General features: G+C 74.1%; 12 protein-coding genes. 8 read left to right on the forward strand and 4 right to left on the reverse strand.

What is annotated here, in order from left to right:
• Nucleotides 1–89 precede the first annotated feature (89 nt).
• From LG395_RS16675 to dapE, 3 genes are all read left to right on the forward strand, one after another.
• Nucleotides 90–1,889: a DEAD/DEAH box helicase gene (locus LG395_RS16675; protein ID WP_225810287.1), complete on the forward strand. Its 1,800-nt coding sequence runs from the start codon at nucleotides 90–92 to the stop codon at nucleotides 1,887–1,889.
• Between the two features lie 593 nt (nucleotides 1,890–2,482).
• Nucleotides 2,483–3,124, forward strand: a complete 642-nt coding sequence (locus tag LG395_RS16680; protein ID WP_171155776.1) for an IclR family transcriptional regulator — start codon at nucleotides 2,483–2,485, stop codon at nucleotides 3,122–3,124.
• 259 nt (nucleotides 3,125–3,383) lie between these two features.
• Nucleotides 3,384–4,439: a succinyl-diaminopimelate desuccinylase gene (gene dapE / locus LG395_RS16685; RefSeq protein WP_225810288.1), complete on the forward strand. Its 1,056-nt coding sequence runs from the start codon at nucleotides 3,384–3,386 to the stop codon at nucleotides 4,437–4,439.
• Here the strand turns inward: dapE and LG395_RS16690 are convergent.
• Nucleotides 4,420–5,988: a PucR family transcriptional regulator gene (locus LG395_RS16690; protein ID WP_225810289.1), complete on the reverse strand. Its 1,569-nt coding sequence runs from the start codon at nucleotides 5,986–5,988 to the stop codon at nucleotides 4,420–4,422. The genes dapE and LG395_RS16690 overlap by 20 nt on opposite strands.
• A 101-nt stretch (nucleotides 5,989–6,089) precedes the next feature.
• Between LG395_RS16690 and LG395_RS16695 the strand changes: the two genes are divergently transcribed.
• From LG395_RS16695 to LG395_RS16705, 3 genes are all read left to right on the forward strand, one after another.
• Entirely contained in the window at nucleotides 6,090–6,839 is a 750-nt protein-coding gene (locus LG395_RS16695; RefSeq protein WP_171155781.1) for a chorismate synthase, read from the forward strand.
• On the forward strand, nucleotides 6,836–7,948 hold the full coding sequence (menC, locus tag LG395_RS16700; protein WP_225810290.1) for an o-succinylbenzoate synthase: 1,113 nt from the start codon (nucleotides 6,836–6,838) through the stop codon (nucleotides 7,946–7,948). Before LG395_RS16695 ends, menC begins: the two co-directional genes overlap by 4 nt.
• A 246-nt stretch (nucleotides 7,949–8,194) precedes the next feature.
• Nucleotides 8,195–8,986, forward strand: coding sequence for a S16 family serine protease (locus LG395_RS16705; protein ID WP_225810291.1), 792 nt, complete (start codon nucleotides 8,195–8,197; stop codon nucleotides 8,984–8,986).
• 19 nt (nucleotides 8,987–9,005) lie between these two features.
• On the opposite strand, the gene LG395_RS16710 is transcribed toward LG395_RS16705, so the two are convergent.
• Entirely contained in the window at nucleotides 9,006–9,482 is a 477-nt protein-coding gene (locus LG395_RS16710; protein ID WP_171155785.1) for an Lrp/AsnC family transcriptional regulator, read from the reverse strand.
• A gap of 122 nt (nucleotides 9,483–9,604) precedes the next feature.
• On the opposite strand from LG395_RS16710, the gene hppD reads away from it, so the two are divergent.
• A complete protein-coding gene (gene hppD / locus LG395_RS16715; protein WP_171155786.1) occupies nucleotides 9,605–10,753 on the forward strand; it encodes a 4-hydroxyphenylpyruvate dioxygenase in 1,149 nt (382 codons plus the stop codon).
• Between the two features lie 9 nt (nucleotides 10,754–10,762).
• Here hppD and LG395_RS16720 read toward each other — a convergent pair whose 3' ends face one another.
• Nucleotides 10,763–12,226: a tetratricopeptide repeat protein gene (locus tag LG395_RS16720; RefSeq protein ID WP_225810292.1), complete on the reverse strand. Its 1,464-nt coding sequence runs from the start codon at nucleotides 12,224–12,226 to the stop codon at nucleotides 10,763–10,765.
• 92 nt (nucleotides 12,227–12,318) lie between these two features.
• On the opposite strand from LG395_RS16720, the gene LG395_RS16725 reads away from it, so the two are divergent.
• Nucleotides 12,319–13,725: an FAD-binding oxidoreductase gene (locus tag LG395_RS16725; protein WP_171155788.1), complete on the forward strand. Its 1,407-nt coding sequence runs from the start codon at nucleotides 12,319–12,321 to the stop codon at nucleotides 13,723–13,725.
• 14 nt (nucleotides 13,726–13,739) lie between these two features.
• Here the strand turns inward: LG395_RS16725 and LG395_RS16730 are convergent, their stop codons facing one another.
• On the reverse strand, nucleotides 13,740–14,153 hold the full coding sequence (locus tag LG395_RS16730) for an SsgA family sporulation/cell division regulator (protein WP_225810293.1): 414 nt from the start codon (nucleotides 14,151–14,153) through the stop codon (nucleotides 13,740–13,742).
• Nucleotides 14,154–14,268 lie beyond the last annotated feature (115 nt).

Here is a 14,268-nt window from a genome sequence, read left to right on the forward strand (position 1 = left end):
AGGCGGGGTCGTCCGCGCGTCGAGCGCGGGGCGGCGCCGGTAGGGTGGCCCGGTTGTCATACGTAGCCGCCCTACCCCGCTCGGAGACCGTGACTACCACCGCCGCCTCGTCCGCTTCCTCCCACCACCTCTCGCCCGCCTTCCCGGGCCGGGCCCCCTGGGGTACCGCCAGCAAGCTGCGCGCCTGGCAGCAGGGGGCGATGGAGAAGTACGTCCAGGAGCAGCCGCGTGACTTCCTCGCCGTCGCCACGCCCGGCGCCGGCAAGACGACCTTCGCGCTGACGCTCGCCTCCTGGCTGCTGCACCACCACGTCGTACAGCAGGTGACCGTGGTCGCGCCGACCGAGCACCTGAAGAAGCAGTGGGCCGAGGCCGCGGGCCGGATAGGGATCAAGCTCGACCCCGAGTACAGCGCGGGCCCGCTCGGCAGGGAGTACGACGGCGTGGCCGTGACGTACGCCGGTGTCGGAGTGCGCCCGATGCTGCACCGCAACCGGGTCGAACAGCGCAAGACCCTGGTGATCCTGGACGAGATCCACCACGCCGGCGACTCCAAGTCCTGGGGCGAGGCCTGTCTGGAGGCGTTCGAACCGGCCACGCGGCGCCTCGCGCTGACCGGTACGCCGTTCCGGTCCGACACTAACCCCATCCCCTTCGTGACCTACGAGGAGGGGGCGGACGGCATCCGGCGGTCCGCCGCCGACTACACGTACGGCTACGGTTCGGCGCTCTCGGACGGGGTCGTCCGGCCGGTGATCTTCCTCTCCTACAGCGGCAACATGCGCTGGCGGACCAAGGCCGGCGACGAGGTCGCCGCGCGGCTCGGCGAGCCGATGACCAAGGACGCGATCAGCCAGGCCTGGCGTACGGCCCTCGACCCGCGCGGCGACTGGATGCCGAGCGTGCTGCGCGCCGCCGACCAGCGGCTGACCGAGGTCCGCAAGGCCATCCCGGACGCGGGCGCCCTCGTCATCGCCTCCGACCAGGACTCCGCGCGCGCGTACGCCAAGCTCATCCGGGAGATCACCGGGACGAAGGCGACGCTCGTCCTCTCGGACGACGCCGGCGCCTCGAAGCGGATCGACGAGTTCAGCGCGAGCGACGAGCGGTGGATGGTCGCCGTGCGGATGGTGTCCGAGGGGGTCGACGTACCGCGGCTCGCGGTGGGCGTGTACGCGACGACCATTTCGACGCCGTTGTTCTTCGCGCAGGCCGTCGGGCGCTTCGTACGGTCCCGGCGGCGCGGCGAGACCGCGTCCGTGTTCCTGCCGACCGTGCCCGACCTGCTGACCTTCGCCAACGAGATGGAGAAGGAGCGGGACCACGCCCTCGACAAGCCGAGGAAGGAGGGCGAGGAGGACCCGTACGCCGAATCCGAGAAGGAGATGGAGGAGGCGAACAAGCAGCAGGACGAGGACACCGGCGAACAGGACATGCTGCCCTTCGAGGCGCTGGAGTCCGACGCCGTGTTCGACCGGGTGCTGTACGACGGCGCCGAGTTCGGCATGCAGGCGCATCCCGGCAGCGAGGAGGAGCAGGACTACCTGGGGATTCCGGGGCTGCTGGAGCCCGAGCAGGTGCAGTTGCTGCTGCAGAAGCGGCAGGCCCGGCAGATCGCGCACAGCCGCAAGAAGCCGGACACCGAGGCCGACCTGCTGGAGCTGCCGGCCGAGCGGCGGCCGGTGGTCACGCACAAGGAGCTGATGGAGCTGCGCAAGCAGCTGAACACGCTGGTCGGCGCGTACGTCCACCAGAGCGGGAAGCCGCACGGGGTGATCCACACCGAACTGCGGCGGGTGTGCGGGGGGCCGCCGAGCGCGGAGGCCACGGCGGGGCAGTTGCGGCAGCGGATCGAGAAGGTGCGGGAGTGGGCTACGCGCATGCGGTGACGCTGCGCTGGGCTTGGGGGGATTCGCCCACCCGCCCACCCGACTCGGTCCGCCGAGAAGGCACCGCCCAGGGGCTCCGCCCCGGACCACGGGTGGGTGGGTGACTCGGTTCGCCGAGAGGGTGCCGTCCGGGGGGGTCGGTTCCGATCCCGGGTGGGTGGCTCGGGGCGGTGAGGGGGTGCCGTCCAGGGGCTTCGCTCCGGACTCCGGGTGGGTGGGTGGCTCGGTTCGCCGAGAGGGTGCCGTCCGGGGGCTTCGCCCCGGACCCCGGGGTGGGTGGGTGGCTCGGTTCGTCGAGAGGGTGTCGCGCGGATCTTCGTGTGTGCGTATCCGGACGAATGCAGGCAGGCCGGATCTGGGCTTGCCCGGATTCTGGACGAAGACTTCCGCTCAGCGAACCGGCTTCGCTACTGTCCCGCTACGCACACGCCCCGTGGCAGCGCCGCCGCGGAGCGCAGCCGTGAAGCGACTAGGTCCGGGAGCCGCCGGGCCGTCCTGCCGATCGGCGGCCTCTGAAGCGCGTCGCCGACGGGACTCGGTGACGCATCCGCCGAACAAGGGCCGCCGACCTCACCGCCGAAGGAGTGGGCGTCGTGACCGCGGAGACCTCTCAGACGCTCGACCGGGGACTGCGCGTCCTCAAGCTGCTGGCCGACACCGACCACGGGCTGACCGTCACCGAGTTGTCCACCAAACTGGGCGTGAACCGGACCGTGGTGTACCGGTTGCTCGCGACGCTGGAGCAGCACGCGCTCGTACGACGTGACCTGGGCGGGCGAGCCCGGGTCGGACTCGGCGTGCTGCGGCTCGGACGGCAGGTGCACCCGCTCGTACGGGAGGCCGCCCTGCCCGCGTTGCGGTCGCTCGCCGAGGACATCGGGGCGACGGCGCACCTCACGCTCGTGGACGGGTCCGAGGCGCTGGCCGTCGCGGTGGTGGAGCCCACCTGGACGGACTACCACGTGGCCTACCGGGCCGGGTTCCGGCATCCGCTGGACCGGGGCGCGGCCGGCAAGGCGATCCTCTCCGCACGGCAGTCGCCGTCCTCCGATCCCGGGTACACGCTCACGCACGGGGAGCTGGAGGCGGGGGCGAGCGGGGCGGCGGCGCCCCTGGTCGGGGTGACCGGCGTCGAGGGCAGTGTCGGCGTGGTGATGCTCGCGGACGCCGTGCCGGAACGGGTGGGCGCACGCGTGATGGAGGCCGCGCGGGAGGTCGCGGAAGCGTTGCGCTGAGCCCGACCGAGTGCGGGCGTGAGGGCCCCTTGGCCGTCCCTCCAAGCCCGTTCCCCGACCTTTGGCCGATCCGCACACCCCCCGGCGCCCGCCCCTGCGCATCATCAGGGTCAGGCAACCCCGAGGCGGAGGGAAACGGCACGGTGGACACAGTGGGGACGGTCGCCGCACCAGGCCGGCGCACAGGACGTACGGCGATCGGGCTCGGCGTCCACGGCACCCGGCACTCCGGGCTCGCCCGCACCCAGGAACGCCCCGCATGACCGCGCTCGACCCCGCCGCCGACGTCGTCACCCTCACCCGCGCCCTGGTCGACCTGCCCTCCGAGAGCGGGGAGGAGGAGCGGATCGCGGACGCCGTCGAACAGGCCCTGCGCGGCCTGCCGCACCTCACCGTGGACCGGGTGGGCAACTCCGTCGTCGCCCGTACCGGCCTCGGACGCGGTGAACGCGCCCTGGTCGCGGGGCACCTGGACACCGTGCCGGCCGCCGGGAACCTGCCCTCCCGGCTCGTCGGCGGGCGGGTCCACGGGCTCGGCGCCTGCGACATGAAGGGCGGGGTGGCCGTGGCGCTGCGGCTCGCGGCCACCGTGCCGGAGCCCGCCCGCGACCTCACCTACGTCTTCTACGAGTGCGAGGAGGTCGAAGGGGAGCGCAACGGGCTCGGCCGGATCGCCGCCGCCCGGCCGGGGCTGCTGGAGGAGGCCGGCCTCGCGATCCTCATGGAACCCTCCGACGCCGGTGTCGAGGCCGGCTGCCAGGGCATCCTGACCGCGGACATCGTGGTCGAGGGCGTCCGCGCGCACACCGCACGCGCCTGGCAGGGCACCAACGCCGCGCACAAGGCCGGGCAGGTGCTCCAGCGGCTCGACGCCCACGTCCCGCAGCGGGTCGTGATCGACGGGCTGGAGTACCGGGAGGGGCTCAGCGCGGTCGCCGTACGCGCCGGGGTCGCCGGGAACGTGGTGCCCGACGAGTGCGTCGTGACCGTCAACTACCGTTTCGCTCCGAGCCGTTCGCCCGAGGAGGCGGAGGCGTACGTGCGGGGGCTCTTCCCGGAGTACGAGGTGCGGGTCACCGAGGCCGTCGGCGGGGCGCTGCCGCACCTGGACCGGGTGGGTCCGCTGGTGGCCGCCCTCGGGGCCGAGCCCCGGGCCAAGCTGGGGTGGACCGACGTCGCCCGGTTCGCCGCGCTCGGGGTGCCCGCGCTCAACTACGGCCCCGGCGACCCCTCGCTCGCGCACACGGCGGGGGAGTACGTCCCCGTGGCGCACCTGGAGCGCTGCGAGGCCCGGCTCAGGGCGTGGCTGCGCTGAGCCCGGCCAGCGTGCGCAACTGGAGCCACAGCACCAGTCGTTCGTCGGGGTCGTCCAGGTCGATCCCGGCGTGCTGCTGGAGCTGTCTGAGGCGGTAGCGGCAGGTGTTGGGGTGCACGGCCAGCAGCCTGGCCGCGCCGGCCATGTCGCAGCCCGCGTCGAACCAGCAGACGAGCGTGCGCGCGTACGCGGTGCCGTGCCCGGCGTCGTAGGCCAGCACCCGCCGCCACGCGCCCGCGCTCAACTCGCGGCGCTCCTCCATCACTTCGGCCAGCCGCAGCAGCGTCACCCGGGCCCGGACCTCGTCCACCACGGCCACCGGCAGGTCCGCGTCCAGCACCCGCAGCACCAGGTCGGCGTCCGCCCGCGAGTCCGTCAGCCCGTCCGCGTCCGGCACCAGCTCGCCGAGCGCCGCCCGCACCGGCACCCGCAGCGCCCGACCGGCCCGCGCCACGATGTCCTCGGCGAGCCCCCGGTGCCGTTCGCCCGGCCCGGGCAGCACCGCGTACACCACCCCGTCCAGCAGCACGCACGCGTGCCGGCCGTAGCGGGCCTCGCACTGCAGGCGCACGACGTCCAGCAGGCGCAGCGCGGTGCGTTCGGCGTCCGGGACGCTCGCGGCCGAGTCCAGGACGAAGGCCGCCACCCGGGCCGGGCCGTCGACGCCGAGGCGGGCGGCGGCCGTCGCCGGGTCGTCCGCCGTGCCGTCCAGCAGCCGGCGCAGCAGGTCACCGCCCCGGTGCAGGGCCAGCTCCCGGGCCGCCCGGGCGCGCAGCAGGAGCAGTGCGGCGGTGGACGCGCCCTGGGCGAGGGTGTCCTCGGCGTCCGGGGCGAGCGAGCCTCCGTCGACCACCCACACCGAGCCGAGGGTCTCCCCGCCGGCCCGTACCGGCATCGCCAGCCGGGGCAGGCCGGCACCGGTCAGCGCGGGCAGCCGCACCGGCCGGTCGGCGGCGAACAGCCGCCGGTACTGCTCGGTGTTCTCGGCGCTGGCCGGCACCTGCCGGCCGAGGATGCCCTGCCGGCGGTCCTCGTCCACGGGCTGGCCGGGGACCGTGGAGTAGGCGAGGATCCGCTGGCGCGGGTCCTCGATGGCGGTGGCCCCGCCGGTCGCCGTGGCGATGGCGTCGGCCAGCGCGAACAGATCGCCGAGCCCGCTGTCGCCGGCCCCCGCGTCGGCGGCGAGGGCGGCGGGCCGGGCGGCGACGGCCGACGCCAGCAGCAGGTGGACCCGGTGCCAGGCCGCGTCCTCGGCGACCGACAGCAGGGCCACGCCGTGCTCCCGCGCCGCGCCGACCGGCCCGTCCGCGCCGCGCACCACCACACCGGTCAGCCCGGCCCGAGCCGCCGCCCGCAGCAGCGGCCCCGCGTCCGCCGCCGGCACCCCGACCGCCAGCAGCAGCCCGCCGGGCAGCCGCGGCAGCGGGGTCCGGCCGTCGTACAGCACCGTCTCGGTGACCGGTGCGGTCAGACCCGCGGGGGCGGTGTGCAGCCGCAGCGCGGCGGTGCCGACGACGTCCAGGAGGTCGCCGAGGGTGCAGGCGTCCATGGCGTCCTCAGCTTGCCGGTTGGCGGATGGTGCAACGAACGTACGCACGTCTTGGCCGCCCGTACAACCCGTGCGCCGCCGGTGCCCTCGAGACTCGTCCCATGACCGCAGGAGCCACCATCCGCACCGTCCACGACGTCGCCGGGCTCGCGGCCGTCGCCGCCCACTTCAGCGACGTGTGGCGGACGCCCCGCACCGCCCCGCCCTACCCGGCCGAGGTCCTGCACAGCCTGGTGCACGCCGGCGGCGCCGTGCACGCCGCCCACGACGGGCCGCGGCTCGCCGGGGCGTCCGTCGCCGTGCCCGGCCCGGACCGGAGCACCTACTCGCTGGTGGCCGCCGCCGAGCGCGGTCTCGGGCACCGCCTGAAGCTGGCCCAGCGTGACTGGGCGCTCGCCACCGGCGCCCGCACCATGCGCTGGACCTTCGATCCGCTGGTCGGGCGCAACGCCCGCTTCAACCTGGTCAAGCTCGGTGCCGTCGGCACCGAGTACCTCGTCGACTTCTACGGCCCCATGTCCGACGGCGTGAACGACGGCGACGAGAGCGACCGGCTGACGGTCACCTGGGACCTGACGGCGCGGGAAACGCCGTACGACACCGAGCCGCACGGACCCGTCCTGCGCACCGCCCCCGACGGCGGGCCGCTCGTCCGGCGCGCCGGACGGCACGTCTGGTGCCGGGTCCCGCGGGACGTCGTCACGCTGCGCGCGGCCGACCCCGCCCTGGCGCTGCGCTGGCGGCACGCCGTGCGCGAGGTGTTCCTGGAGGCCTTCGTGGAGGGGTTCCGGGCCACCGGGATGTCCCGCGACGGCTGGTACACGCTGACCGGGACCCGGGAGGCCGCGTGAAGCTGGAGCGCGTGGAGATCGTCCATGTGGCGATCCCGCTGGTCACCCCGTTCCGTACCTCCTTCGGGACCATGACGGCGAAGGACACCTTCCTGCTGCGCGTGGTCACCGACACGGCCGAGGGCTGGTCGGAGTTCGCCGCCGACCCCGAGCCGCTGTACTGCTCGGAGTTCGTCGCCGGCGCCGAGATCGTGCTGCGCGACTTCCTGCTGCCCCGCGCGGCCGCGCTCCCGCGGCTCACCACGGCCGCGCTGGCCCCCGCCCTGGCGAGGACCAAGGGCCACGAGCTGGCGAAGGCGGCCCTGGAGACGGCCGTCCTCGACGCCGAGCTGCGCGGTCACGGCATGCCGCTCGCCACCTACCTGGGCGCGGTGCGCGACCGGGTGCCCGCCGGGGTCTCCGTCGGGATCAAGGACTCGGTGCCCGAACTGCTGGACGACGTCGAGCGCTACCTCGCCGAGGGGTACGTCCGCATCAAGCTGAAGATCGAGCCCGGCTGGGACGTGGAGCCGGTGCGGGCGGTCCGCGAGCGCTTCGGCGACGACCTCCCCCTCCAGGTCGACGCCAACACCGCCTACACGCTCGCCGACGCCGAGCACCTGCGGCGGCTCGACGCGTTCGGGCTGCTGCTCATCGAGGAGCCGCTGGAGGAGGACAACCTGTACGCCCACGCGCGGCTCCAGCAGCGGCTGCGCACCCCGGTCTGCCTCGACGAGTCCCTGCACCACGCCCGGGACACCGCGTCCGCCATCGCCCTGGACGCCTGCCGGGTGGTCAACGTCAAGCCCGCCCGGGTCGGCGGCTACCTGGAGGCCCGCCGGGTCCACGACGTGGCCCACGCGCACGGGGTCCCGGCGTGGTGCGGCGGCATGCTCGAGACCGGCATCGGCCGCGCGCCCAACCTCGCCCTGGCCGCGCTGCCCGGCTTCACCCTGCCCGGTGACACCTCGGCGTCCAGCCGCTACTTCGCGGAGGACATCACCGAGCCGTTCGTCCTGGACGCGGACGGCCACCTGCCCGTCCCGGACGGCCCCGGCATCGGCGTCACCCCCCTCCCGGACGCCCTGCGCCGCTTCACGCGAGCCCGCCGGGACCTCTACCGAGCCTGAACGGCCCCACGCGCTGACGGCTCCGCACGCGACGCGGAGGCCGGCGGGCGCCCCGGAGGGACGGGCCCGTGGCACGGCGGGGCCGGTAGCTTTCGTGACCGACCCCCCCGCGGGTGGGCGCTTGTACGCACGGGGCCCCACGCGGACGGGGCCGGCTCCCGCCGGGCCCGCCGGAACCCGCGCCCGGCCCGGAGGAGACCCGTACGCGGCGGAAGGCGTACCTGGTCGTCGCGTTAGATTGAGCTCGTGCTCTCACGTCTCACACGCCCCCAGGCCCTCGCCGTCTGCGCGCTGCCCGTCGTGGCCCTGTTCGCCACGGCCGCGTTCGCGCCGCTGCCGTTCTCGGTGGCGCAGCCCGGCATGACGGCGAACGTGCTCGGGCGGAACCAGGGCACCCCGGTGATCACGGTGTCCGGGGCGGAGACCCGCAGGACCAGCGGGCAGCTGCGGATGACCACGATCGAGGCGACCGGCCCGGACGCCCGGGTCGGGCTCGGCGACGTGGTCGACAGCTGGTTCCGCACCGACCGCGCGGTGCTGCCGCGCGACTCGGTCTACCCGAGCGGCGACACCGTCAAGGAGATCGAGCGGCACAACGAGGCCCAGATGCGGCAGTCCCAGGACGCGGCGACCCAGGCGGCACTGAAGTACCTCGGTCTGCGCGCCGGCCAGGTCAAGGTCACGCTGAAGCTCGCCGACGTGGGCGGCCCCAGCGCGGGGCTGCTGTTCTCCCTGGGGATCGTCGACAAGCTGGACGGCGACGGCAGCGGCGGCGACCTCACGGGGGGCCGCGTCATCGCCGGCACGGGCACGATCGACGCGGCCGGCAGGGTCGGCGCGGTCGGCGGGGTGGCCCTGAAGACCCAGGCCGCGCGACGCGACGGGGCCACCGTCTTCCTGGTGCCGAAGGCGGAGTGCGCCGACGCCAGGGCGGAGCTGCCGAAGGGGCTGCGACTGGTCCCGGTGACCACGCTGGGGGGCGCGGTGGACTCCCTGGTGGCGCTGGAGAAGGGCAAGGGCCGGGTCCCCAGCTGCTGATCCACGGGTGCGGGACCGCCTACGACCGTTCGACGCCGGCCGCCTGCTCCACCAGCGGGATGATCCGCAGCGGAACGGGGTTCTCCATGACGATCGCCGTGGAGGCCCGGACGATGCCGTCGAAGCCGACGACCCGGTCGATCACCCGCTGGAGATCGGCGTTAGAGCGGGCCACCAGCCGGCACAGCATGTCCCCGCTGCCGGTGGTGGTCAGCAGCTCCAGCACCTCCGGCACGGTCGCCAGGTACGCCCGCACGTCGGCGCCCTGGCCCTGCCGGATCTGCAGGGTGGCGAACGCGGTGACCGGGTAGCCGAGGGCCGCCGGATCCACCTGGGGTCCGAAACCCCGGATGACCCCGTTCGACTGGAGGCGGTCCAGCCGCGCCTGCACGGTCCCGCGCGCCACGCCCAGCCGCCGGGACATCTCCAGCACCCCGATGCGCGGCTCCCGGGCCAGCAGCACGATGATGCGGCCGTCCAGATGATCGATCGCCACGGGACCCCCAGAGATGGTCATCCTGTACAGAAAGACCGCCGAGACGGCCGTACCACTGGTCAGGCTGCCCAGCGATTGTGCGAACTATTGCGCACCTTGCAGAGCGGAGCCACCCTTCGGCTATGACGCAGACCACAGACCTCACTCCCGGTACGGCCGCCCGGCAGGACGATCCCTTCCCGGTCAAGGGAATGGACGCGGTCGTCTTCGCCGTGGGCAACGCCAAGCAGGCGGCGCACTACTACTCCACCGCCTTCGGCATGCGGCTGGTCGCCTACTCCGGACCGGAGAACGGCAGCCGTGAGACCGCCAGTTACGTGCTGGAGAGCGGCTCCGCCCGCTTCGTGTTCACCTCCGTGATCAAGCCGAGCAGCGCCTGGGGCCGCTTCCTCGCCGAGCACGTGGCCGCGCACGGCGACGGCGTCGTCGACCTGGCCATCGAGGTCCCGGACGCGCGCGCCGCGTACGCGTACGCCGTCGAGCAGGGCGCGAGGAGCGTCGTCGAGCCGTACGAGCTGAAGGACGAGCACGGCACGGTCGTCCTCGCCGCCATCGCCACCTACGGCGAGACCCGGCACACCCTGGTCGAGCGCACCGGCTACGACGGCCCCTACCTGCCCGGCTACACCGCCGCCCAGCCGATCGTCGAGCCGCCCGCCCAGCGCGTCTTCCAGGCCGTCGACCACTGCGTCGGCAACGTCGAACTCGGCCGGATGAACGAGTGGGTGGCCTTCTACAACAAGGTCATGGGCTTCACGAACATGAAGGAGTTCGTGGGCGACGACATCGCCACCGAGTACAGCGCGCTGATGTCGAAGGTGGTCGCGGACGGCACCCTCAAGGTCAAGTTCCCGATCAACGAGCCCGCCATCGCCAAGAAGAAGTCCCAGATCGACGAGTACCTGGAGTTCTACGGCGGCGCGGGCGTCCAGCACATCGCGCTCAACACCAACGACATCGTGCAGACCGTGCGCACCATGCGGGCGGCCGGCGTGGAGTTCCTCGACACCCCCGACTCCTACTACGACACCCTCGGCGAGTGGGTCGGCGACACCCGGGTGCCGGTCGAGACCCTGCGCGAACTGAAGATCCTGGCCGACCGCGACGAGGACGGCTACCTGCTGCAGATCTTCACCAAGCCGGTCCAGGACCGTCCGACCGTGTTCTTCGAGCTCATCGAGCGGCACGGCTCCATGGGCTTCGGCAAGGGCAACTTCAAGGCACTGTTCGAAGCGATCGAACGTGAGCAGGAGAAGCGGGGCAACCTGTAACGGCGGGCCCTACTCGCTGGGCGGCGGCTCGTCGGGTACGTCGCCCAGCTCCCGCAGTGCCTCCCGTGCCATCGGCGCCTTCAGCGGCGAGAAGTACGGGTTGATGCGCAGCGCCTCCTCCAGGTGCCGCCGCGCGGGGCCGTACCGCTCCAGCTCCGCCTCGATCACGCCCCGGTGGAACGCGTACAGCGCGCTGCGCACCCCGCCGCCCTTCGCCTTGTCCGTCGCGGTGGTCGCGTAGGCCAGCGCCTCCTCGTCCTCGCCGGCCCGGTGCAGCGCCCAGCCCAGCGCGTCGGCCACCTCGATCCCCGGCTGCCGCCGCCACTCCTCCCGCAACCGCTCCACACCGTCGCGCGGGTCCCCGTGGTCCGCCTCGTACCGCCCGATCAGCAGATCCTCGTCCACCCCGCCGGACACGGCCCGCCGCACCGCCGCCTTCATCCGCGTGTACTGCTCCTCGGCGACTCCCGGCTGCCCCAGCGACTCGTACAGCTCGCCCAGCTCCAGCAGGTCCGCCGGGTCCGGCTGCCTGGCGACGGCGGCCCGGTACGCGGCCAGCGCCTGCGGCGTGCGCCCCAGCGCCGCCAGGGTCCGCGCCCGCCCGACCGATGCCGCCCGCTGGTCGGGATCGAGCCGCAGCGCGGCCTCGAAGTGCCGCAGCGCGTCCGCGAGGTCCCCGCGCTCCCACGCCAGCTGTCCCAGCCCGGTCAGCCACGCGGCCTGCTCCGCCGGGGTGCGGGCGGCCGCCGCCGCGTCGGTCAGCTGGGCCACCGCGTCCTCGCGCCAGCCCCGGTCCCGGTACACCGCCGAGGCCCGGGCCATCACGGCCGGCCGTGCCGCCGCGTCGGTGCGCAGCGCCAGCAGCTTGTCGAGGCTGGAGCGGGCCTTCTCGTAGTCGCCGAGCCCGGTGTACGCGTCGATCAGCGGCGGATACGCCTGCCACCGCTTCGGCGCCGCCTTCAGCGCCTGCTCGCCGTAGTCCTTCGCCGCCGGGAAGTCCCGGCGGGCCAGCGCCAGCGCGGCCAGGCCGTCCAGCGCCTCGGTGTTCCGGCCGCCCCGCACCTCCAGCGAGGACCGCAGCGCCCGCTCGGCCTTCGGATAGTCCGCCGCGTCCCCGGCCCGCCGCCCCCGCTCCACGTACGCCGACCCCAGCACCGCCCACGCCCGGGCGTCCCCCGGCTGCGCCCGCACCAGCCGCTCCTGCCGCCCGATGAGCGCCGTCAGCCCGGGCAGCGCGGCCGGCACCCCGTAGGTGACCGTCGTCAGCGCCGCCTGCGCCCGTGACCGCGCCTGCGGACCGGCGGCGGGCGGCGCGGCCGGCCCGTGCCGCCGTTCGTGCGGCAGCAGCATCAGGACCGTGCCCGCCAGGACACCGCCCGCCAGCGAGGCGACCAGCGCCCGCCGCAGCGCCCGCCGGCGCGGTGCCGGCGGTGCCGGGACCGGGGACGTACCCACCCACTGTCGGTTGTCCATGGCGTTCACTGTGCGTCAATACGACGAGCACACCGGTGTGGCCCCGGAGCGGCACGGGCGGGGTTCACACCGATGGCCGCGAGTGACACGCTGTGATCATGAGCCGTATCGAAGCACCCCGCGACGAGCACACCGGTAACCTCACCGACCGGCTCCTGGCCGGCCTGCCGCCCGAGGCCGTCCTCACCGACCCCGACGTCACGGCCTCCTACGCCCACGACATGGCGAGCTTCTGCCCGGCGGGCAGCCCCGCCGTCGTCGTCCTGCCGCGCACCGTCGAGCAGGTCCAGCACGTCCTGCGCACGGCCACCGAACTGCGCGTCCCCGTCGTCCCGCAGGGCGCCCGCACCGGCCTGTCCGGCGGCGCCAACGCCACCGAGGGCTGTGTCGTGCTGTCCCTCACCCGGATGGACCGCATCCTGGAGATCAGCCCCGTCGACCGGATCGCCGTGGTCGAACCGGGCGTGGTCAACGCGACCCTGTCCCGCGCGGTCGAGGAACACGGCCTGTATTACCCGCCGGACCCCTCCAGCTGGGAGATGTGCACCATCGGCGGCAACATCGGCACGGCCTCCGGCGGCCTGTGCTGCGTCAAGTACGGCGTGACCGCCGAGTACGTCCTCGGCCTCGACGTCGTCCTCGCCGACGGCCGTCTGCTGTCCACCGGCCGGCGCACCGCGAAGGGCGTCGCGGGCTACGACCTGACCCGGCTCTTCGTCGGCTCCGAGGGCTCCCTCGGCATCGTCGTCCGGGCGGTCCTCGCGCTGAGGCCCAAGCCGCCCCGGCAGCTCGTGCTCGCCGCCGAGTTCGCCTCCGCGGCGGACGCCTGCGACGCCGTCTGCCGGATCATGGAGGGCGGACACGTGCCGTCCCTCCTCGAACTGATGGACCGTACGACGGTCAAGGCGGTCAACGACCTCGCCCACATGGGGCTGCCCGAGACCACCGAGGCGCTGCTGCTGGCCGCGTTCGACACCCCGGACCCGGCCGCCGACCTGGCCGCCGTCGCCGCCGTGTGCGAGGCGGCCGGCGCCACACAGGTCGTCCCGGCCGAGGACGCCGCCGAGTCCGAGATGCTGTTGCAGGCCCGGCGGCTCTCGCTGACCGCGCTGGAGGCGGTGAAGGGCACGACGATGATCGACGACGTGTGCGTGCCCCGCTCACGGCTCGGCGCCATGCTGGAGGGCGTGGAGCGCATCGCCGCCGCGTACGGCCTCACGATCGGGGTCTGCGCCCACGCCGGCGACGGCAACACGCACCCCACCGTCTGCTTCGACGCCCGCGACCCCGAGGAGTCGCGCCGGGCCCGCGAGTCCTTCGACGAGATCATGGCCCTCGGCCTGGAGCTGGGCGGCACCATCACCGGCGAACACGGCGTCGGCGTGCTGAAGAAGGAGTGGCTGGCCCGGGAGATCGGCCCGGTCGGGGTGGAGATGCAGCGGGCGGTGAAGCAGGTCTTCGACCCGCTGGGCATCCTCAACCCGGGCAAGCTCTTCTGACCTCCCGGCGCCGTTCACCGGGCGAGCAGGTGGTCGAGCGCGTCGTCGATGCCCAGCCGCCCGCCCTCCGCGCCCGGCGGCACCGCCAGGAGCGTCCGCTCCAGCCAGGCCGACACCTGTGGGGCCGGCGCCTGAAGCAGCGCCTCGCCGTCCGGTGAACTCAGCGCCAGCAGCACGACACTGCGCCCGTCCGCCTTCGTCGGCCACACCCGCACGTCCCCGTGCCCGCACGGCCTGAACACCCCCTCCACCAGCAGGTCACGGGCGAACGTCCAGTCGACGGGGTGCGCGGAGTCGATGTGGAAGGCGATGTGGACGGCGTAGGGGTCGTCGGAGCGGTAGCCGAGCCGGGCCGGCACCGGGACGCTCCGCTCCGGCGACAGGACGAGCCTCAGCTCCAGTTCGCGCTCCACCACGGTGTGCTGCATGACCGGCGTCTCCTTTCGTGTCGGGGCCGCCAGGACGGGCCCGTACCGGGGGAGAGGGGGCAGGGGCCGGAGCATTACGCGGGTCGGGGGAAATTCTTTCCGGCGGCCCCCGGGA

The sequence above is a fragment of the Streptomyces spinosus genome (assembly GCF_020400655.1).
Lineage (GTDB): Bacteria > Actinomycetota > Actinomycetes > Streptomycetales > Streptomycetaceae > Streptomyces > Streptomyces argyrophylli.